Origin of the sequence: Paraburkholderia sp. CI2 (assembly GCF_014201055.1) — a bacterium.
In the GTDB taxonomy this organism is placed as follows: Bacteria; Pseudomonadota; Gammaproteobacteria; order Burkholderiales; family Burkholderiaceae; genus Paraburkholderia; species Paraburkholderia tuberum.
Genome location: NZ_JACHDL010000001.1, coordinates 367,107 through 386,716, shown reverse-complemented (window position 1 = coordinate 386,716; position 19,610 = coordinate 367,107). Strand labels below are relative to the sequence as shown.

At 66.3% G+C, this 19,610-nt stretch carries 22 protein-coding genes and 1 pseudogene; 9 read left to right on the top strand and 14 right to left on the bottom strand.

From position 1 onward, the window contains the following. Positions 1-15 precede the first annotated feature (15 nt). The 4 genes from HDG32_RS01795 to rhaS are packed head-to-tail and all read left to right on the top strand — an operon-like array spanning position 16 to position 4,671. The gene (locus HDG32_RS01795) at positions 16-1,545 is read left to right on the top strand and encodes a sugar ABC transporter ATP-binding protein (protein ID WP_184062735.1); all 1,530 of its coding nucleotides are present in this window, start codon (positions 16-18) and stop codon (positions 1,543-1,545) included. Further along, complete coding sequence (locus HDG32_RS01790) at positions 1,542-2,597, top strand: ABC transporter permease (RefSeq protein WP_184031485.1); 1,056 nt, start codon at positions 1,542-1,544, stop codon at positions 2,595-2,597. The genes HDG32_RS01795 and HDG32_RS01790 overlap by 4 nt, the downstream gene beginning before the upstream one ends. Beyond that, positions 2,590-3,621 carry an ABC transporter permease gene (locus HDG32_RS01785; RefSeq protein WP_184062734.1) on the top strand — a complete coding sequence of 344 codons (1,032 nt, stop codon included), beginning with the start codon at positions 2,590-2,592 and terminating at the stop codon, positions 3,619-3,621. Before HDG32_RS01790 ends, HDG32_RS01785 begins: the two co-directional genes overlap by 8 nt. A 39-nt stretch (positions 3,622-3,660) precedes the next feature. Beyond that, entirely contained in the window at positions 3,661-4,671 is a 1,011-nt protein-coding gene (rhaS, locus tag HDG32_RS01780; protein ID WP_184062733.1) for a rhamnose ABC transporter substrate-binding protein, read from the top strand. A 91-nt stretch (positions 4,672-4,762) separates the two neighbouring features. Here the strand turns inward: rhaS and HDG32_RS01775 are convergent, their stop codons facing one another. The 6 genes and pseudogenes from HDG32_RS01775 to HDG32_RS01745 all read right to left on the bottom strand — a co-directional run bounded on the left by HDG32_RS01775 (position 4,763) and on the right by HDG32_RS01745 (position 8,933). Then, a complete protein-coding gene (locus HDG32_RS01775) occupies positions 4,763-5,914 on the bottom strand; it encodes a CmpA/NrtA family ABC transporter substrate-binding protein (protein WP_184062732.1) in 1,152 nt (383 codons plus the stop codon). A gap of 7 nt (positions 5,915-5,921) precedes the next feature. Continuing rightward, positions 5,922-6,497, bottom strand: coding sequence for an ANTAR domain-containing response regulator (locus HDG32_RS01770; protein ID WP_090806551.1), 576 nt, complete (start codon positions 6,495-6,497; stop codon positions 5,922-5,924). 406 nt (positions 6,498-6,903) lie between these two features. Further along, positions 6,904-7,097: pseudogene (locus tag HDG32_RS37145) on the bottom strand (hypothetical protein); the annotation flags it as partial. Positions 7,098-7,422: 325 nt separating this feature from the next. Continuing rightward, positions 7,423-7,692: a translation initiation factor IF-1 gene (gene infA / locus HDG32_RS01755; RefSeq protein WP_184031475.1), complete on the bottom strand. Its 270-nt coding sequence runs from the start codon at positions 7,690-7,692 to the stop codon at positions 7,423-7,425. A 135-nt stretch (positions 7,693-7,827) separates the two neighbouring features. Continuing rightward, complete coding sequence (locus HDG32_RS01750) at positions 7,828-8,109, bottom strand: hypothetical protein (RefSeq protein WP_184062731.1); 282 nt, start codon at positions 8,107-8,109, stop codon at positions 7,828-7,830. A gap of 605 nt (positions 8,110-8,714) precedes the next feature. Further along, entirely contained in the window at positions 8,715-8,933 is a 219-nt protein-coding gene (locus tag HDG32_RS01745) for a hypothetical protein (RefSeq protein WP_184062730.1), read from the bottom strand. 237 nt (positions 8,934-9,170) lie between these two features. Here HDG32_RS01745 and HDG32_RS01740 point away from each other — a divergent pair, with 237 nt between their 5' ends. From HDG32_RS01740 to HDG32_RS01730, 3 genes are read left to right on the top strand one after another with little or no spacing between them, the layout of a single operon-like run. After that, the gene (locus HDG32_RS01740; protein ID WP_184062729.1) at positions 9,171-9,815 is read left to right on the top strand and encodes a transcriptional regulator; all 645 of its coding nucleotides are present in this window, start codon (positions 9,171-9,173) and stop codon (positions 9,813-9,815) included. Between the two features lie 43 nt (positions 9,816-9,858). Beyond that, positions 9,859-10,116 (top strand): DUF1653 domain-containing protein, encoded by a 258-nt coding sequence (locus HDG32_RS01735; RefSeq protein ID WP_260335489.1) that lies wholly within the window; start codon positions 9,859-9,861, stop codon positions 10,114-10,116. Between the two features lie 21 nt (positions 10,117-10,137). Further along, positions 10,138-10,332, top strand: coding sequence for a YqaE/Pmp3 family membrane protein (locus HDG32_RS01730; protein WP_090806541.1), 195 nt, complete (start codon positions 10,138-10,140; stop codon positions 10,330-10,332). Between the two features lie 54 nt (positions 10,333-10,386). Here the strand turns inward: HDG32_RS01730 and HDG32_RS01725 are convergent, their stop codons facing one another. Further along, positions 10,387-10,695: a 2Fe-2S iron-sulfur cluster-binding protein gene (locus HDG32_RS01725; protein ID WP_184062727.1), complete on the bottom strand. Its 309-nt coding sequence runs from the start codon at positions 10,693-10,695 to the stop codon at positions 10,387-10,389. Between the two features lie 305 nt (positions 10,696-11,000). On the opposite strand from HDG32_RS01725, the gene HDG32_RS01720 reads away from it, so the two are divergent. Continuing rightward, the gene (locus HDG32_RS01720) at positions 11,001-11,291 is read left to right on the top strand and encodes a DUF1488 domain-containing protein (protein ID WP_026226687.1); all 291 of its coding nucleotides are present in this window, start codon (positions 11,001-11,003) and stop codon (positions 11,289-11,291) included. 165 nt (positions 11,292-11,456) lie between these two features. On the opposite strand, the gene HDG32_RS01715 is transcribed toward HDG32_RS01720, so the two are convergent. From HDG32_RS01715 to HDG32_RS01685, 7 genes are all read right to left on the bottom strand, one after another. Then, positions 11,457-11,990, bottom strand: a complete 534-nt coding sequence (locus HDG32_RS01715; protein WP_184062725.1) for a cytochrome b — start codon at positions 11,988-11,990, stop codon at positions 11,457-11,459. Positions 11,991-12,130: 140 nt separating this feature from the next. Continuing rightward, entirely contained in the window at positions 12,131-13,432 is a 1,302-nt protein-coding gene (locus HDG32_RS01710; protein WP_184062724.1) for an NCS2 family permease, read from the bottom strand. A 165-nt stretch (positions 13,433-13,597) separates the two neighbouring features. After that, entirely contained in the window at positions 13,598-14,092 is a 495-nt protein-coding gene (locus tag HDG32_RS01705) for a YaiI/YqxD family protein (RefSeq protein ID WP_184062722.1), read from the bottom strand. Positions 14,093-14,232: 140 nt separating this feature from the next. Beyond that, positions 14,233-14,499, bottom strand: coding sequence for a DUF4148 domain-containing protein (locus HDG32_RS01700; protein ID WP_184062720.1), 267 nt, complete (start codon positions 14,497-14,499; stop codon positions 14,233-14,235). A gap of 214 nt (positions 14,500-14,713) precedes the next feature. Beyond that, positions 14,714-15,484, bottom strand: coding sequence for a slipin family protein (locus HDG32_RS01695; protein WP_184062718.1), 771 nt, complete (start codon positions 15,482-15,484; stop codon positions 14,714-14,716). Continuing rightward, complete coding sequence (locus HDG32_RS01690) at positions 15,481-17,109, bottom strand: nodulation protein NfeD (protein ID WP_184062716.1); 1,629 nt, start codon at positions 17,107-17,109, stop codon at positions 15,481-15,483. Before HDG32_RS01690 ends, HDG32_RS01695 begins: the two co-directional genes overlap by 4 nt. Before the next feature lie 85 nt (positions 17,110-17,194). Then, complete coding sequence (locus HDG32_RS01685; RefSeq protein ID WP_184062714.1) at positions 17,195-18,241, bottom strand: AraC family transcriptional regulator; 1,047 nt, start codon at positions 18,239-18,241, stop codon at positions 17,195-17,197. A gap of 221 nt (positions 18,242-18,462) precedes the next feature. Between HDG32_RS01685 and HDG32_RS01680 the strand changes: the two genes are divergently transcribed. After that, positions 18,463-19,596 (top strand): acyl-CoA dehydrogenase family protein, encoded by a 1,134-nt coding sequence (locus tag HDG32_RS01680; protein ID WP_184062712.1) that lies wholly within the window; start codon positions 18,463-18,465, stop codon positions 19,594-19,596. Positions 19,597-19,610 lie beyond the last annotated feature (14 nt).

The following is a 19,610-nucleotide window of genomic DNA, read 5'->3' as shown; positions in this document are numbered from 1 at the left end:
AAAAGGAGACACGCAGTGCAGCCATCCCCTTCCACGGTGCCGCGACTCGAATTGCGGCACGCGAGCAAATCCTTCGGCCGGGTGCGCGCGCTGTCCGACGGCGACCTCGTGCTGTGGCCCGGCGAGGTGCATGCGCTGCTCGGCGAGAACGGCGCGGGCAAATCGACGCTCGTGAAAATTCTCGCCGGGGTGCATCAGCCCGACGCCGGCGAGCTTCTGGTGAACGGCGAGCCGCGTCGCTTCGCGACGCCGGCCGAAGCGCGCGACGCTGGGCTCGCGGTCATCTATCAGGAGCCGACGTTGTTCTTCGATCTGTCGATCGCGGAGAACATCTTCATGGGCCGGCAGCCGGTCGACCGCTTCGGCCGCATCCAGTACGACGCAATGCATCGCGAAGTGGACGGACTGCTCGCGTCGCTCGGCGTCGAGTTGCGCGCGGATCAACTGGTGCGCGGTCTGTCGATCGCGGATCAGCAGGTGATCGAAATCGCGAAGGCGTTGTCGCTGAACGCGAGCGTGCTGATCATGGATGAACCGACGGCCGCATTGTCGCTGCCCGAAGTCGAGCGGCTCTTCGCGATCGTGCGCAAGCTGCGCGAACGCGACGTCGCGATTCTGTTCATCACGCACCGGCTCGACGAAGTGTTCGCGCTGACGCAGCGCGTGACGATCATGCGCGACGGCGCGAAAGTCTTCGACGCGCTGACCGCCGATCTGAGCACCGACGCGATCGTCGCCAGGATGGTCGGCCGCGATCTGCAAACGTTCTATCCGAAGGCCGATTGCACACCGGGCGACGTGCGTCTGTCGGTGCGCGGCCTGACGCGCATCGGCGTGTTCAAGGATGTCTCGTTCGACGTGCGCGCCGGCGAGATCGTCGCGCTCGCGGGCCTCGTCGGCGCGGGACGCAGCGAGGTCGCGCGGGCGATCTTCGGTATCGATCCGCTCGATTCGGGCGAAGTGTGGCTGACCGGCAAGCGGCTCGACACCGGCAAGCCCGCGGCCGCGGTGCGCGCGGGGCTCGCGCTGGTGCCGGAGGATCGCCGCCAGCAAGGGCTCGCGCTCGAACTGAGCATCGCGCGCAATGCGTCGATGACGGTGCTCGGACGGCTCGTTCGGCATGGGCTCATTTCGACGCGCAGCGAAACGCAGCTCGCCAACAAGTGGGGCACGCGTCTGCGCCTGAAGGCGAGCGACCCGGGGGCGCCGGTCGGTACGCTGTCGGGCGGCAACCAGCAGAAGGTCGTGCTCGGCAAGTGGCTCGCGACCGGCCCGAAAGTGCTGATCATCGACGAACCGACGCGCGGCATCGACGTTGGCGCGAAAGCCGAGGTGTATGGCGCGCTCGCCGAACTCGTGCGCGATGGCATGGCCGTGCTGATGATTTCGAGCGAGTTGCCCGAGGTGCTCGGTATGGCCGATCGCGTGCTCGTGATGCACGAAGGCCGCATCAGCGCGGAGCTCGCGCGCGCCGACGCGAACGAGGAGCGCATCATGGGCGCCGCGCTCGGTCAGGGACTTTCACCATTGGGACGTGCAGCATGATGCGCCATTCCACCCATCCCGCGCCGGTGCGGCAGTCGCTGCCGAAGCGTTCCGCCGCTTCATCGGGCGGCCTCGTCGCGAGCGTCGCGAAGAGCCGCGAAACCACGTTGTTCGTCGTGCTGATCCTGCTGATCGCGGGGACCGGGCTCGCGAAGCCGCAGTTCCTGAATCTGCAGAACCTGCGCGACGTGCTGCTGAACGTATCGATCATCGGTCTGCTCACGGCCGGCATGACCGTCGTGATCCTGATGCGGCATATCGATCTGTCGGTCGGCTCGACGGTGGGTATCAGCGCGTACGCGGTGGGCAGCCTGTACGTTGGGTTCCCGCATATGCCGGTGCTCGTCGCGCTGGCCGCGGGGCTCGCGATCGGGCTCGTCGCGGGCGGCATCAATGCGCTGCTCGTCGCGGTGGGGCGCGTGCCTTCGCTCGTGGCGACGCTGTCGACGCTGTACATCTTTCGCGGCGCCGATTACGCATGGGTGCACGGCGGCCAGATCAACGCGACCAGTCTGCCCGACGCGTACTCGCGGCTCGCGACCGGCACGCTGCTCGGCATCCCGACGCTCGCGCTGATCGCGATCGTCGTACTCGCCGGCCTGTCGGTGTATCTGAAGCAGTTTCGCGGCGGTCGCGAGCACTATGCGATCGGCTCGAATCCGGAAGCCGCGCGGCTCGCGGGCGTGAACGTCGAGCGTCGCGTGATGTCGGGCTTTTTGTTGTCCGGGGCGATTGCGGGCTTCGCGGGCGCGTTGTGGCTCGCGCGCTTCGGCACCGTCGATGCCAGCACCGCGAAGGGCATCGAATTGCAGGTCGTCGCGGCGGCGGTGGTCGGTAGTGTCGCGATTACGGGCGGCGTCGGCACGATCCTCGGCGCGACGCTCGGTGCGCTCGTGCTCGGCGTGATCAGCATCGCGCTCGTCGTGCTGCACGTGTCGCCATTCTGGGAGCAGGCGATCCAGGGCGCGCTGATCGTCGCCGCGATCGCCGCCGATACGCTGCTGGCCCGCTCCGTCGCCAAACGCATGATGAGGAAACGCGATCATGGCTAAACCCGATTCCGCGCTGCTCACGCGCAAGCGCGAAACGCCGCTGCAATGGGAAGTGTTGCTGGTGATCGTGCTGATCGTGTCGCTGGTGTTGGGCCGCTGGCTGTCGCCGGTGTTTCTGACCGGCGCGAACCTGAGCAACGTATTCGCCGATCTGACCGAGATCGCGCTGATGGCGCTGCCGATGACGCTGATCATCGTCGCCGCCGAAATCGATCTGTCGGTCGCGTCGGTGCTGGGCGCGTCGAGCGCGCTGATGGGCGTGCTGTGGCACATGGGTCTGCCGATGCCGGTCGTGATCGTCGTGGTGCTGATCGCCGGCGCGCTGGCGGGCCTGCTGAACGGCCTCGTGATCGTCAAGCTGAACCTGCCGTCGCTCGCGGTCACGATCGGTACGCTCGCGCTGTTTCGCGGTCTCGCGTATGTGCTGCTCGGCGATCAGGCGGTCGCGGATTTTCCGGCCGCGTATACGGCGTTCGGCATGAACACGCTTGGCCCCACGTTCATTCCGTTGCCGTTCGTGATCGTGATCGTCGCCGCTGTGCTGTTCACGGTTGTGCTGCAAGCCACCGCGTTCGGCCGCAGTCTCTATGCGATCGGCGCGAATCCGACCGCCGCCGCGTTCTCCGGCATCGAGGTCGCGAAGATCCGCTTGCGCCTGTTCGTGCTGTCGGGTCTCGTCAGCGCGCTCGCGGGCATCGTCTATACGCTGCGCTTCACGAGCGCGCGCGGCGATAACGGCGAGGGCTTCGAGCTGTCGGTGATCGCCGCGGTGCTGTTCGGTGGCGTCAGCATTTTCGGCGGACGCGGCTCGATGGTCGGCGTGCTGCTGTCGCTGCTGATCATCGGCGTGCTCAAGAACGCGCTGACACTCGACGACGTATCGAGCGAAACGCTGACCATCGTGACCGGCGTGCTGCTGCTCGCGTCGGTGCTGATTCCGAACCTCGTCGCGCGCTGGCGGGCGGCGCGCGACCGGCGTTTCATCGCGAAGTCCGCCGCCACGACTTCTTCATCCGCAACCTAGCTTCCCCTCTCTGTCCAACAACAACGCAGGAGACACTTCATGTTCAAACCTCTACGTCACACCGGCATAGCCGCGCTCTGCGCCGCGTTGCTCGCGATCAGCTGCGGCGGCGCGTTCGCCGCGGAACTGAAAAGCGGGCTGAAGATCGCGTTCGTGCCGAAGCAGATCAACAACCCGTACGAAGTGATCGCCGACGACGGCGGCCTCGCCGCGATCAAGGAGTTCGGCGGCGTGGGCAAGGCGGTCGGGCCATCGGATGCGGGCGCATCGTCGCAGGTGTCGTACATCAACACGCTGATCACGCAGCACCAGGATGCGATCGTGATTGCCGCCAACGATGCGAACGCGGTCGTGCCGTATCTGAAGAAGGCGATGGGTCAGGGCATCAAGGTCGTCACGTTCGACTCCGATACCGCGCCCGAGGGCCGCCAGCTGTTCGTCAATCAGGCGAACGCCGAAGGCATCGGCCGCGGCCAGGTGCAACTGGTCGCGAAGCTGATGGGCGGCGAGGGCGAGTTCGCGATTCTGTCGGCGACGCCGAACGCGACGAACCAGAACACCTGGATCAAGTGGATGCAGGAGGAACTGAAGAAACCGGAGTACTCGAAGATCAAGCTCGTCAAGATCGCGTACGGCAACGACGACGATCAGAAGTCCTTCGTCGAAACGCAGGGCTTGCTGCAGGCGTATCCGAACCTGAAGGCGATCGTCGCGCCGACGACGGTCGGCATCGCGGCGGCGGCGCGCTATATCTCGTCGTCGTCGAGCAAGGGCAAGGTGGCGGTGACGGGCCTCGGCACGCCGAACCAGATGCGCGCGTTCGTGAAGAACGGCACCGTGACCGCGTTCCAGTTGTGGGACCCAAGCGAACTCGGCTATCTGGCCGCGTACGCGGCGGCGTCGCTCGCGTCGGGCAAGATCACAGGTAAGGAGGGCGAAACGTTCGACGCCGGCAAGCTCGGCAAGCGCACGATTGGCGCGCACGGCGAAATCATTCTCGGGCCGCCGACCACGTTCGATGCGAGCAACATCGACAAGTACAACTTCTGAGCTTCGGCAACGCCGACTGTCCACCTGATCGCCGTTGGCGGGTCGTGGGCAGTCGGCGCAGCGGATCTCGGGGCTTTCGCGTGCGGTCCGCTCAGCGGCGGATCGCAAAACGCCGCGCATAAGCGGCGGATGGTGAGCCGCTTCCCCACACCGCGCCATCGATCAGTGCCCTTGTGACGTCCTCGCCGGGCACCGGCACGTTCACGCGTGCGGCGGCCTCGCGATACAACTGCGTCTGGTTGATGCGCGCGGCGACCGCGTCGTAGTCGTTGTGCGCATCGATGATCCCCCAGCGCTCGAACTGCGTGAGGAACCACGCGCCTTCGAATGGATGCGGATAGTTGACCGCGCCGTCGTCGAAGAAACGCATCGGCAGGCAGCGCGGGTTCGCCGTGTCGAGGTGGTCGCCGAGCCGCGCCGCGATCAGCGTCTCGTCGATACCGATGTAATCGGGCCGCGCGAGCCAGCGGGCGATCTCGTCGCGATGCCCGGCGCCGTCGAGCCAGCGGCACGCTTCGAGCACGGTCTGCACGAGCGCGCGCGTCGTGCGCGGATGCGCATCGACGAAATCGCGTCGGCAGGCGAGCACTTTCTCGGGATGCTCGGGCCACACCTCGCTCGAATAAGCGATCGTTTTGCCGACGCCGTGCGCCTCGGCCATTTCATTCCATGGCTCGCCGACGCACAGACCGTCGAGCCGGTCTTCGGCAAGCGCGGCGACCATTTGCGGCGGCGGAATCGCGACACTGTCGATGTCGCGCAACGGATCGACGCCTTGCGCCGCGAGCCAGTAGTACAGCCACATCGCATGCGTGCCGGTCGGGAAGGTGTGCGCGAACACCGGCTTGCGGCCGAGCGTCGCGAGCGCCTCGCGCAATGTGCCATGCTTCGCGAGCGCATCGGCGAGCCGATTCGACAGCGTGATCGCCTGGCCGTTGCGGTTCAGCACCATCAGCACGGCCATGTCGGTGCGCGGGCCGCCGAGGCCGAGCTGCACGCCATACACGAGCCCGTAAAGCGCGTGCGCGGCGTCGAGATCGCCGGCTAGCAGCTTGTCGCGCACGGCGGCCCACGACGGCTGGCGGCACAGTTCGAGCGTGAGCCCGTGCGCATGGCCGAACTCGAGCAGCTTCGCCGCGATCAGCGGCGCCGCGTCGGACAACGCGACGAAGCCGAGCCGCAGATGGGTCTTTTCAGGCGGCTCCGCAAAGGCCGCGGCGGTGACGGAAGTGGCTGGATTCATGAGCGCATCATTTGAGCGAGCCGGCCGACGCGACGACCTCGCGCGCCACCTCGGCGAGTTTGACGCCCTGGTTCATCGCGCGTTTGCGCAGACTCGCGTAGGCGGCCGGTTCGGTGAGTTTCTGCTGATCCATGAGCAGGCGTTTCGCGCGATCGATCAGCTTGCGCTCGGCCAGTTCGTTTTCGGCCTGCGCGAGCCGCTCGCGCAATTGCGACTCCTGCGCGAAACGCGCGAGCGCGACTTCGAGAATCGGCGCGAGCCGCTCGGTCGCGAGGCCTTCGACCAGATACGCGGTGACGCCCGCGTTGACCGCTTGGCGGATCAGTTGCTGGTTCGCGTCGTGGCTGAACATCAGCACGGGGCGCGGCGCGGTCGCGTGCATCACGGCGAGCTGTTCGAGCGTATCGCGCGACGGCGACTCCGTATCGATGATGATGACGTCGGGCCGCTCGTCCTGAACCGCGCGATGCAGCGCCTGCGGCGTCGCGGTGCCGGAGAGCATTTCGCAGCCGAGACAGGCGAGCGCGTCGCGCAGATCGCCGATGGGTTTGTCGGTGTCGGTGACAAGGAGAACACGCAGCATGGAGTCGGGGGAAGGGACATCTGACCAACAGTAAAGCAATGGATATGCCAGTCTTCGCGCGACGGGGCTTGGAGAGGTGTGTGAGCGCATTCGCGCGAATGGCGGGGATCGATTGGGATTTTTGCGGGCGATCGCTGCGAATCGTCCGCGAAAGAGGTGACGCGGCCACGCCGGTCGCGCTGCACCGGCGAGGGGCATGCAGGACAGCGGACGCCCGATGCACCGAAGCGGCGCAGCGCGTTCGTCGCGGCCGCAGCCTTGGAGCCTTAAAGCCAACGCGAATAACTGCGCGGTGAAAACAGCGAGTTCACCGCCATCATCGCGGCGATGCAGCCGGTGAGCATGATCCACGCGGCGACGAATCCGCCGCGCCAGTCGCGCACGATGCCGGCCACGAGCGGCGCAACCGCCGCGCCGAACGCGCCGGCGCCCATCGCGACCACCGGCAGACTGGTCAGCAATGACGCGCCGTAGAAGCTCAAGCCGGTCGCGTCCGCGAATCGTCGTCATCAACGGGCTGATCGAGGTCAGCAGCGGGTGCAGATGGAGCTGGAGGAGCGGGTGGTCGAGCAGGTGCGCAAAAGCGCGGGTGGGGAGGATTTGGGGGCGGTGTTTGGAGTTTAGCGAGACGTGCTGCGACGTGCGCGGTCGCCGAAGCGGCGTGCCGCCAGATTCCAATCAAGACGCCGCGCGTGTTGCGGCGTACGACGTTCGCGCATGCGCTGGAGAGCATCCCGAATGTCAGGGAAGACGTCTATTTCACGCGCTTGGGCGGCGAGGCTGACGTAGCGCGTTCAAGCGGAACGCGGAGTCGGAAGGTATGGCGCGAGTCTGTCAGGCCTCGCGCTTTCGCATGGGTTCGGGCGGGCTGCCCGCATCGCCTGCACAACATCACAGGTACGCAGGGCGGCGCCGTGACCCCTGCTTACCTCCGCCGCGCCGCTTGCCGTGGGGCACCGCCGCCACTCGCACGCTCGTCCTTGTGGCGGAAATTGATCCGCCCCTTGGTCAGGTCGTAGACCGACAATTCGAGCGTCACGCGATCGCCCGCGAGAATACGGATATGGTTCTTGCGCATGCGCCCGGACGCATAGGCGCCGACCACGACGCCGTTGTCGAGCGTCACGCGGTAGCGGCTATCCGGAAGCACTTCGTCGACGATACCGTCAAGTTCAAGCAGTTCTTCTTTCGCCATGCATAACTCCTGGTCGATGGGATAAAGGGGAAACCGGCCGCAGGCATTGCGAGCGGCGCGACTGTGGATTCGTTTGAAAAGCAGCGGCGCCCGAAAGCACGCTGCGCGACATGAGTGACGCGCCGATGACGCCGCTCAAAGATCGGTGACCGACTGACCGCTCACCTGGCCGTCGATCAGCCGTTCCGCATGCGCCATGCACGCGATGCGCGCCTTGCCCATGCCGTCGAACGGAAACAGATACTGCAGGCGAAATACCCGGCCGTCGGCTGCCGGATTGGCGCCGACGCGGCAGATGCGCACCGACGCGTCGTAACCGGCGCCCGGATTGCGGGTCGCTTGCGCGCCCGGGGGGCGGCGCGGATAAACGAGCGGGTGAATTTCGTAACCCTTGTAGGTCTTGACTGCTGGATTCATGAGAAACATGTCCTGTATTGCGTGGTCCACGCGCCGCCTGCGGGGCGCTGCTTCCGGCAACGCTCCTTTGACGCGTCACGGCGCGGACCGGCGGCGCAGCACCGACGGGCGCGCCGCGTTAAAAATGGTTGGCACAGGCCTGCTAGACCCGGCGGGCTCAATGACAATGGCTCGAGCGGTCGCGCGAAAACGCGGATTCGACCGAAAAAACGCTGAAGCGGCGCGTCAATTCGGGCGCCGGACGCATGATGCTGAACCGCTCGGTGTACTTCTCGCGACGGCGAATGCGGGCGGCGCATTGCCGGAGTGACGGGATCGCCGATAAAGGGCGGTCGAACAGTCGGGGGTGGTGCGGAGATGCCGGGTTGAGACTGCCTGGTGCTGCCAGTGCTATATGGGTGCGAGGTGCAACTATTGCAATATCATGCCTGAAATAGCCCTGATTGGATAGTGCAAACTTCAGCGCGCGACCGGAACGCCCGACTGGCAGGGCTTCGCGGGCGGTTGGCGAAGTCGTGTCGGAGGCGGGACGGGCGACGGACGCGCGAATTGCGCGAGTGGCGCGCGCGAGGCTCGCTATCCGAACGCGTGCGCGAACGCGTGCGTCAGCGCGACGTCTCGGCGACGCGCTTCTGCAATTCGCGCGCGGCCGCCCGCGGCAGGCGCGCATCGTCCCAGCCGGTCAACCATTCGACTTCCTTGGCCGTGAAGACCTGACCATGGTTGCGCAGCGCGTACTGCAGCGAATCGATGATGTGGTTGCGAATGATCTCCGGCGTGCGCTTGTCGTCGAGCACGGCGCGAAGCGCTTCGAGTGTGGCCATCAGTTGGCTCCGTTCGGTTGGGTGTCGGCGGATCAGTGTTTATCGCACGAAAAAAATGCGCTTGCGAGGTAGACAAAATTGCCGTCCGGCGTCGAGTCGCGGCGCCAGCGCGAGGCCGCTACAATGGCGACTTCCTGAATTGCGGACCGAGCGGGCGCGCCGGCGTCCACTGCGGGCATCTGGCTTCGGCGTCATCCGCTATTGCGCGCCGCCTCCTTCGAACCTCGCGTTTTTTCCATGCGCAACCCGAACGTGTCTCCTGTCAAAGACCTGCTGCTGAAGCGCTACGCGCCGATCGCCGACGGCATCGCCGCGCTGCTCTATCCGTGCGCCGAGGTGGTGATTCACGATTTGCGCGATCAGACCATCGCGTATCTGGTGAACAATCTGTCGCGGCTCGAGGTGGGCGCGCCGTCGGTGCTCGACGACGCGCACTTCGCGGCGCGCGGCCAGACCATCGGCCCCTATGAGAAGCTGAACTGGGACGGCCGCCGCATGCGCTGCGTGAGCAACATCCTGTTCGACGACGACGGCAAGCCCGCCGGCATCCTGTGCGTGAACTTCAACATCGCGGTGTTCGAGGATGTGCGCTCGACGCTCGATCTGTTCATCAAGGGCGGCGCGATGACGGGCGCGCCTGCCGACGAACTGTTCCGCGACGACTGGCAGGACCGCATCAACACGTATCTGCACACGTGGCTGCGCGACCGGCAAATCGGCATCAATGCGCTGACGCGCGAGCACAAGCGTGAAATCGTCGAGGCGCTGCACGCGCAGGGCGCGTTTCGCGGCCGCAGCTCGGCGAATTACGTGGCCGCGGTGCTGACGATGGGCCGCGCGACCGTCTACAAGATCCTGAAGCAGATGAAAGAGGGCGGCTGAGCTCAGGCGCGCCGTGCTTGAAAATGCATCGACGACGCCCAAAATGGGGTCACACACCATGCGCTACCGACACTACAAAGGCGGCATTTACGAACTGGTCTGCGAGGCCACGCTCGAATCGGATCCGACGGTCACGATGATCGTCTACAAGGCGGCCAATGGTACGATCTGGACCCGTCCAGCGACGGTGTTTTTCGAGCTGGTAGAGCAGAAAGGCGTCAAGGTGCCGCGTTTTGCGCCGCTCGATGAGTTCAGCAACGAGGCAGATGCGTCCCCCGCGGACTCACCCATGCTGCCGTAATCACAGGAACAGGAAAACCGAATGCGTCTTTTGCTTGCCATCATTCTGCCGTGGCTGCAGTTTTTCACGATCGGCCGTCCGTTTGCGGGCATCATCTGCCTGATTCTGCAAATCACGCTGATCGGCTGGGTGCCGGCGGCCATCTGGTCGGTGTATTCGCTGAGCCAGTACAACACGGACAAGAAAATTGCCCGCGCAATGGGCAACGGGCGGTAAGACACAGCGCGTGAAAGCGTCGGCTAGCGGGGCGCCAGGCCCCTACGCTCCCGCTCACCGTGCCGGTATCGCGACCGCATCCGGCACTTCGATCACCACGTCGGTTTCCGCGACCGCCACGCACGGCAGGATATAACCGTCCGCCTTTTCCTCGCGGCTCACGCCGGGCCATTCAATCGAGTAGCGCACACGCCCAGACGTCATCCGGCACAAGCATGTTCGGCACGTGCCGTTGCGGCACGAACGCGGCAAACGCAGATTGGCGAAAGCGGCGGCTTCGAGAATCGTCAGCGAATCGGGCGCTTCGAAGCTCTGGCCGAGCGGTTCGACGCGAACCACAGGCGGGCGGGTGGGGGCGGACATCGTGCAGGTCAATGACTAGGTGCGCGACACTTTACACGGGATCGGACACCGCTTTATGCCGCGCCGCAACATCGGCGCGTCAGTCGCGCCTTCAAGAAAAAATCGGGGAAATCTTGCACCTGGCCCGAACTCGTCTAAAGTAAATCAATTCACCTCCGCGTGGCGCGAACTGACGATGCCGCGTCGAGGCGACGGCCCGCGTCGGCTGCATGGGACAAGGAGGAACGAGCGGCGGACGCGATAGCAAGCAATCAGCGCGTGCATTACCCGAGCGCATCGTGCGCGCACTCTTCCAGGTGACTCCCATGCAGATCCAATTCCCGAACGAAGCCCCTGAATATTCAGGTCGCGAACTTACTTTGGCGTTTCCGGCAATGGTCGATGGGCAGAGGGTGGAGTGCATGATCACCGCGGAAGCGCTCGAAGATCACTTCGGCGCCGCGTCCCCCCGGCTGGAGGACATGATCGTCGCGTTCGACGCGCACCGGCCGCGCATCGAGGCCGCCACGCGCCGGCTGTTGTCGGAAACGCGCGCGCAGTGTCTCGTGCTCAGAAGCGGTTACGTGCGGTTTTACGAGGCGAACTGGCGCAACTGACCGATCTGAAACTATCGGCTGGCTACCGGTACCGCAGCTTCGGCAAGCGCGACTGCTGCCGAAGCGCGAAGTTCGGATTCACCCGCGCCGCTGCCGCTGGCTGGCCTGCGCGCAAGCCGCGACCGCGTGCAATGCATCGGCGGCACGCAGCCAACTCCATTACTTTCAAATGATCCGCCGCAGCGCCCGATCCTTGAACACCACATGGTGCGCGATCGCCGCGAGCGCGTGCAGTCCGATCACCCAATAGAACACGTTGCCGAGCCACTCGTGCGCGTCCTTCAACAGCGGCCGCGCGATCGCATCCGCACGCACCAGCGTGAAGCTGATGTCCGTCCATGCGAGCGACACCGGCCGCCCGCCCGCATTGACCGTCAGCATGCCGAGCAGCGGCTGCGCGAAGATGAACACATAGAGCGCGAGGTGCGCGGAGCGCCCGAGAAAAGCGAGCAGCCGATTGCTTTCGAGCTCCTCCGGCGCGCCGGCCCACAGTCTCCACAGCAGCCGCAACACGGCCAGCCCGAGCACCAGCGTGCCGGCCCAATAATGCACGCCGGTCCAGAACGCGCGGCTGTCGGAGCCGCGCGGGCCGCGGATTTCGATGGCCAGATAGGCCAGCGCGACCAGCAGAAAAATCATCCAGTGGAAGAAAATCGCGGGCTTCGTGTAGCGGTCCGTCGTGCGGTTATATGAGGACATCAAGGCTCCTGGGGTGGCGACCCGTGCCGCGGCGACCGAGTCGATCGCGACCCGGTCGATCATCATTCGAAACATCGGATGATAAACGGTCCCCGAACCCGACGACACATTCGACCCCCGGCCGCGCGAGCGCGACCTCCTCATTCGCTGCCGAGATAGAAATACCGGAACAGGAAAATCGCCGCGATGATCCACACGACCAGCTTCACCTGGCGCGCCTGGCCCGTCAGCAGCTTGAGTCCCGCGTACGAGATGAAACCGAATGCGACGCCGTTCGCGATCGAGTAGGTGAACGGCATCAGCAGCGCGGTCAGCGCGGCCGGCACGACTTCGGTCGCGTCGTCCCACGGCAGGTCGACCAGTTCGCGCAGCATCAGGCACGACACGTACAGCAGCGCGGGCGCGGTCGCATACGGCGGCACCACTTCGGCGAGCGGCGCGAAAAACAGCGCCGCGACGAACAGCACGGCGACCGTGATCGCGGTCATGCCGGTACGGCCGCCGGCCTGCACGCCCGATGCGCTTTCGATATACGCCGTCGTCGACGAAGTACCGAGCATCGAGCCGGCGAGAATCGCGGTGCTGTCCGCGAGCAGCGCGCGGTTCAGCCGATGCATCTTGCCTTCCACCAGCAGCCCCGCGCGGTTCGCGACGCCCATCAGCGTGCCGGTCGCATCGAACAGCTCGACGAGGAAGAACACCAGCACCACGTTCAGCACGCCGCTCGACAGCGCGCTGCGGATATCGAGCTGCAACAGCGTCGGCGCGATCGACGGCGGCGCGGACACGATGCCGTGAAACTGGTTGCCGCCAAAGAAAAAGCTCAGGATCGTCACGCCGACGATACCGATCAGGATCGAACCGCGCACACGCATATGATCCAGCGTGACGATGCCGAAGAAGCCGACCGCCGCGAGCACGACGTGCGGGTCATGCAGATTGCCGAGCGTGACGAGCGTGGCCGGATTGCCGACCACCACGCCGGCCGACTTCAGCGAAATGATCGCGAGAAAGAGACCGATGCCGCCGGTGATCGCGATGCGGATCGAATGCGGAATGCCCTTGACGATCACCTCGCGCACGCGGAACAGCGTGACGATCAGGAACAGGCACCCGGAGATGAACACCGCGCCGAGCGCGGCCTGCCACGTGTAGCCCATGCCCTTGACGACCGTGTACGCGAAGTACGCGTTCAGGCCCATGCCGGGCGCGAGCGCGATCGGGTAATTCGCGTACAGACCCATGATCAGCGACGCGAGCGCGGCCACGAGGCAGGTCGCGACGAACACCGCGCTCTTCGGCATGCCGGCGTCGCCGAGAATCGCCGGGTTCACGAAGATGATGTAGGCCATCGTCAGGAAAGTGGTCACGCCGGCTAGCACTTCGGTGCGCAGGTTGGTGTCGACGGCGTCGAAGCCGAAGTAGCGTTTGATCGAGTCCATGTGGCGGGTTTTCTCTCTTTCGTCGTTCAGACAGTGTTTTTGTCATCGAGGCGGTGACAGCGCGGCGCGGCAAGGCAGGCCGCGCGGCAGCGTTACGGCGGAATTGTAATCACGAATGGCAGCGCCCCGGCGCCTGTGGCGGCGCCAGCAGGCCGCCCGGGCCCGTCAGGCGGGCGGTTTGCCGTGCGACTGTGGCGCCTGCGCATCACCGCGAGGCGCCTGATGCGCGAGCCAGCGATCGAGTTCGCCAGCAAACGCCTTGCCATCGCGCGCGCTGAAGGCGGCCGGCCCGCCCGTGTCGACGCCGCTCGAGCGCAACTGGTCGAGCATCGAGCGCATGCGCAGCCGTTCTTCGATCGTGCCGGGCGTGTACCAGTTGCCGCGCGGATCGAGCGCGTGGGCATTTTTTGCCAGCACGGCGGCGGCGAGCGGGATGTCGGCGGTGATCACGAGGTCGCCCGCGACGACGCGCTCGACGATCAACTGATCGGCGGCGTCGAAGCCGGCCGGCACCTGGATCGCGCGGATCAGCGGCGACGGCGGCACGCGCAGAAACGAATTGGCGACCAGCGTCAGCGGCATGCCGGTCCGGCGCGCCGCGCGATAAAGCATGTCCTTGACGACGGCCGGGCAGGCGTCGGCATCGACCCAGATTGGCATGGCGCGGGTTCCGGCTGTGTGCGGCTGGTTTGCTGCGTGGGGGATGGAGGGACCGGATGATACCTTGCCGCGACGCAAGCCGTGCCATGCCGCCCGCGGCGGGCGGAATTCAGGCTGCGACTATGCAAGCCGCGACCGCTTTACTGCACGGCCGTCGGGGCGTTGCCTTGCTGCTGCTCGCGGTGTTGCGCGACGATGCGGCCCGCGCGCTGCGCGTTCTCCGGATAGTTGATCCAGTCGAGCGGGTCGTAGCCGGCGGCGAGCCATTCCGCGAGGTCAGCGCGGACCTGGGCGCGCGTTTTCGGCGCCGACGGGTCGGCGGGCTGCGTCACCGCTTGCGCGTAGACGGTGCTGATACCCACGGCGGCCAACAGCGCGCCGAGTCCAATGCGGGAAGACAGTTTCATGGCGGGCTCCTGCGAAGCGGAAAAACAGCCGGACCTGGTGGTTTTTCGGTGCGCCGGGTAAGGCGGTACAAGCAACGCACCATTTCTGCCGGCAAATCGAACCCGCCGCGAGCCTCGTTCGCCACGTCAGCGCAAGCAACGCGCAAGCGGGCGGGTATGCCGAAACGTCGACGCTAATCCGCGCCGAATGGATGTCCTGACAAATATCGTCCTATCACGCCGATGGCTTGTTGAAGCGTTCCAGCCCCGCACTCACGAGGTCGATCGGCAGCGGAAACACGATCGTCGAGTTCTTGTCGGCAGCGATCGTCACCAGCGTCTGCAGATAGCGCAACTGCATCGCCTGCGGTTGCCGCGCGAGCGTCTGGGCCGCCTCCAGCAACTGCTTCGATGCCTGCAACTCGCCTTCCGCGTGAATCACCTTCGCGCGCCGTTCGCGCTCGGCTTCGGCCTGACGCGCAATCGCGCGGATCATCGTTTCATTGATATCGACGTGCTTGATCTCGACGATCGATACCTTGATGCCCCACGCGTCGGTTTGCGAGTCGAGCACTTTCTGGATGTCGGTGTTCAGCTGCTCGCGCTCCGACAGTAGCTGGTCGAGGTCGTGCTTGCCGAGCACCGCGCGCAGCGTCGTCTGCGCCAGCTGGCTGGTCGCCTCGAAGTAGCGCGCGACCTGGATCACCGCCTTCTCCGGATCGACGACGCGGAAATACACGACCGCGTTGACCTTGACCGACACGTTGTCGCGCGTGATCACGTCTTGCGTCGGCACGTCGAACACGATGGTGCGCAAATCCATGCGCACCACCTGCTGCACGATCGGAATGATCAATACGAGCCCGGGCCCCTTGACCTTCCAGAAGCGGCCGAGCATGAACACGACGCCGCGTTCGTACTCGCGAAAAATCCGCACCGACGACGCAATCAGCGCGACCACGAGCAGGATCAGGATGCTGCCGAAGCCGAATGTGAAGCCGATCATGAGCGTTCTCCTTGTAAGGCGTCGACCGACGTAACGGGCACCACGGTCAGTGTGAGGCCGTTGCGCGCCGTCACGCGCACGCTCTGACCCGGCGCGGCCGGCGTGGTGCTCGAGACGCGCCAGCGCTCGCCGTGCACGCGCGCCCAGCCGGCCAGCGGGCCGCCTGCCGCGTGTTCGGGTTCGGGCAGCAAGCCGCCGTCCAGCACCACGCCGACGCAGCCGATCAGCGCCTCCGAGCCCGTCACGACCGGCCGCCGCCGCGCGCGCAGCGCGAGCCGCGACACGCCGAGCACGAACGCGACGCTGAACACGACGACCGCGGCGATCAGCGGCAGCGGGATGCCGTAGCCGGGCACGTCGGTATCCATCAGCATCGTTGCGCCGACCACGAACGCGACCACGCCGCCGAAGCCGAGCGAGCCGAAGGTCGGCAGGAACGCTTCGCCGATCAGGAAGGCGATGCCGAGAAAGATCAGCCCGAGGCCGACGTAGCTGATGGGCAGCATCTGCATCGCGAACAGGCCGAGCAGCAGGCTGATCGCGCCGACCACGCCGGGCAGCACGAAGCCCGGATTGGCGAATTCGAAGAACAGGCCATACATGCCGAGCATCAGCAGAATCAGCGCGACGCTCGGATCGGTGATCACGGCGAGAAAGCGGCTGCGCCAGTCGGGTTCGAGCGTGATCAGCGGCGCATGCGCGGTGTGCAGCGTGACGCTGCCCGCGCTCGTGACGTACGTGCGGCCGTCCAGCTGGCGCAGCAGGTCCGGCACGTCGCGCGCGACGATATCGACGACGTGCTGCGCGAGCGCTTCCTCATCGGACAGGCTCACCGCTTCGCGGACCGCGCGCTCGGCCCAGTCGGCGTTGCGGCCGCGCATCTGCGCGAGGCCGCGGATGTAGGCGGCGGCATCGTGGACCTGCTTGCGCAGTTCGGTCGATTGGGTGTCGAGCGGCAGAGCGCTGGCGGCTTCGGATGATGCGCCGGGTGACGCAGGCGCAGGCGCGGACGCGCCGCCAGGCAGCGTGCGCATGTCCGGCAGCCCCGGCGTGCCTGGGGTGGCTGGCGTTACCGGCGGGCCGCCGGCGGGCGGCTCGTTGCCGCCGATGCCCATCTGGATCGGCGTCGCGGCGCCGAGGTTGGTGCCCGGCGCCATCGCCGCGATATGGCTCGCGTAGACGATGTAGGTGCCGGCGCTGGCCGCGCGCGCGCCGCTCGGCGCGATGAAGGTTGCGACCGGCACCGGCGAGGCGAGGATCGCCTTGATGATCTGCCGCATCGACGTATCGAGGCCGCCGGGCGTATCGAGTTGCAGGACCGCGAGCTGTGCGCGCTCGCTGGCCGCGCGCTGCAAACCACGCACGATGAAATCGGCGGTGGCCGGTCCGATCGCGCCATTCACCGGAATCACGACGACGCTGTTGGCGGTCGCGGCGGCGACGTTCGCCGCGCTTGCCGCATTGGCCGCTTGCAGCGGCGCCAGCGCTTCGCGCGTCGCGAAGCCGAACGCGCATAGCACGCCGAGCACGGCGATGCCGCGCATCAAACGGCCCACGATGCCGCCGCGGATAAGCGGCCTGCGCGGACCGGACTGCCGGAGCGGGAGACGCGGAGTCGTGTTCATCGCTGACGGCCGTCGCGCCAGCCGGTGCGAACCGGCGGCGCGGGCCCCTACCCTCGATCAAGGCTGGCCTGTTGCCGCTTAAAGCTTAGTCCGATTCGGCGCGTCGCGTGAGATCGAGCCCCGCGGCCCGGGCCGGCCGATAGTCGGTCGGGCGCATGCCGGTCCATTTGCGGAACGCGCGATGAAACGCGCTCGGCTCCGCGAAGCCGACGGCGTTGGCGATATCGGCGATGGTGCGCTGCGTGCGCTGCAGTTCGGCGATCGCGATGTCGCGCCGCAGCGCGTCCTTGATCGACTGATACGTGTGGCCCTCCTGCTTCAGGTGCCGCCGCATCGTCGCCTCGGCGACGTGCAGGCGCGCGGCCATCTGATCGGCCGCGGGCCAGCCCGACATCGGCAGCGCGCGCAGCGTCTTGCGCACGCGCGCGGCGAGCGAACCCGGATTGCGGTACTTGACGATGAAGCTGCCCGGCGCATCGCGCAGAAACGGCCGCGCCGAGCGCGAAGTCTGGATCACCGGCAGTTCCAGAAACGCAGGGTCGAGATCGACGGACGACTCCGGCTCGTCGAAATACATCTCTTCGCAGAACATCAGCCGGTATTCGTGCGCGGCCGGCGGCGCGGCGCAGCGAAAGCGCGCTTCGAGCAACGGAATGCGCCGGCCGACGAGCCAGCACACGAGCCCGTACACGAGGATGAAATACGTCGCGTAAGCGAACATCGCCGGCTTGCGCGTGCCCGCGCGCTCGACGAACTTCAGGCGCACGCGCTGCGCGTCGGTGTCGATCGTCGCGCCGAGATCGTCGAGCACGAGCCGCATGAAGCCGACCGCGCGCGCAAGCGCCTGCGCGCCGTTGCGCGCGCCCAGCGCCGTCTGCGTCATCGCGATGAAGCTGCCGCTTTTCATCGGATGCGAGTCCTGGCCGAAGAATTCGTCGTCGAGCGCGCGTGCGATGCCGGCCCACAGCGCGCCGTATTGCGCCGACGATACGCGGCTTTTCGGCGACGCGAGCATCGCCGCGGCAATGCCGGCCGCTTCGGCGAGCGTTCGCGCGTCGAGGCCGCGCGCCGTCGCGAGCGCGAGCGTTTCCTCGACGAGACTGACGGAGATCGTGCCTTTGTCGCTTTTCATCGGGATTCGGCTTTTCTGGCAAAAGCGCTCAGCATAGGCTGGATCGTGGTTCATGAAGCCCCTGAAATGGCGAGGCTCCATGCATGTGCATGGTAGCAGTATGGCAAAAGCGCTCAGCAAGAATGAGCGGAGCGAGCATCGAACGGCGCGGGCCGCTTGCCTACACTTGCCGCATCACAGCGATCGCCAGCACGGCCGGCGGCACCAACGAGGACGCAGTCATGGACAGCTTCTACACCGACGAACAACGGATGATCCGCGACGCCGCGCGCGACTTCGCGACCGAATGCCTCGCGCCGCACGCGGCGCAATGGGATCGCGACGCGCAACTGCCGGCCGAGGTCGTCGCGCAGTTGGGCGAACTCGGCTTTCTGGGCATGATGGTGCCGGCCGAGTGGGGCGGCTCCTACACCGATTACGTCGCCTATGCGCTCGCGCTGGAAGAGATCGCGGCCGGTTGCGCCGCCTGCGCGACGCTGATGAGCGTGCACAACTCGGTCGGCTGCGCGCCGATCCTGAACTTCGGCAGCGCCGCGCAGAAAGACCGCTATCTGCGCGAGCTCGCCAACGGCCGGACGATCGGTGCGTTCTGCCTGACCGAGCCGCAGGCGGGCTCCGAGGCGAACAATCTGCGCACCCGCGCGCAGCGGCGCGACGGGCAGTGGATTTTGAACGGCAGCAAGCAGTTCGTGACCAACGGTGCGCGCGCCGGTCTCGCGATCGTATTCGCGGTCACCGATCCCGAGCGCGGTAAGCGCGGCCTGTCCGCCTTCATCGTGCCGACCTCGACGCCGGGTTTCGACGTCGGCCGGCCGGAGCACAAGCTCGGCATTCGCGCGTCCGACACCTGTCCGATCTCGCTCGATCAGTGCGCGGTGCCCGAGGCCAATCTGCTCGGCGAGCCGGGCGAGGGTCTGCGCATCGCGCTGTCGAATCTCGAAGGCGGGCGCATCGGCATCGCCGCGCAGGCAGTCGGCATTGCGCGCGCCGCGTTCGACGCCGCGCGCCGCTACGCGAACGAGCGCGAACAGTTCGGCAAGCCGCTGAAAGACCACCAGACGATCGCGAACATGCTTGCCGACATGGCGACGCGCCTGAATGCCGCGCGCCTGCTCGTACATCACGCGGCACGGCTGCGCTCGGCGGGGCGGCCGTGTCTGTCGGAGGCGTCGCAGGCGAAGCTTTTTGCGTCGGAGCTTGCGGAGGAGATCTGTTCGAACGCGATCCAGATTCATGGCGGCTACGGCTATCTGGAGGACTATGCGGTCGAGCGCCACTATCGGGATGCACGGATCACGCAGATTTACGAAGGGACGAGCGAAGTGCAGCGGATGGTGATCGCGCGCCATGTTTGAGGGCGGCGTTTGAG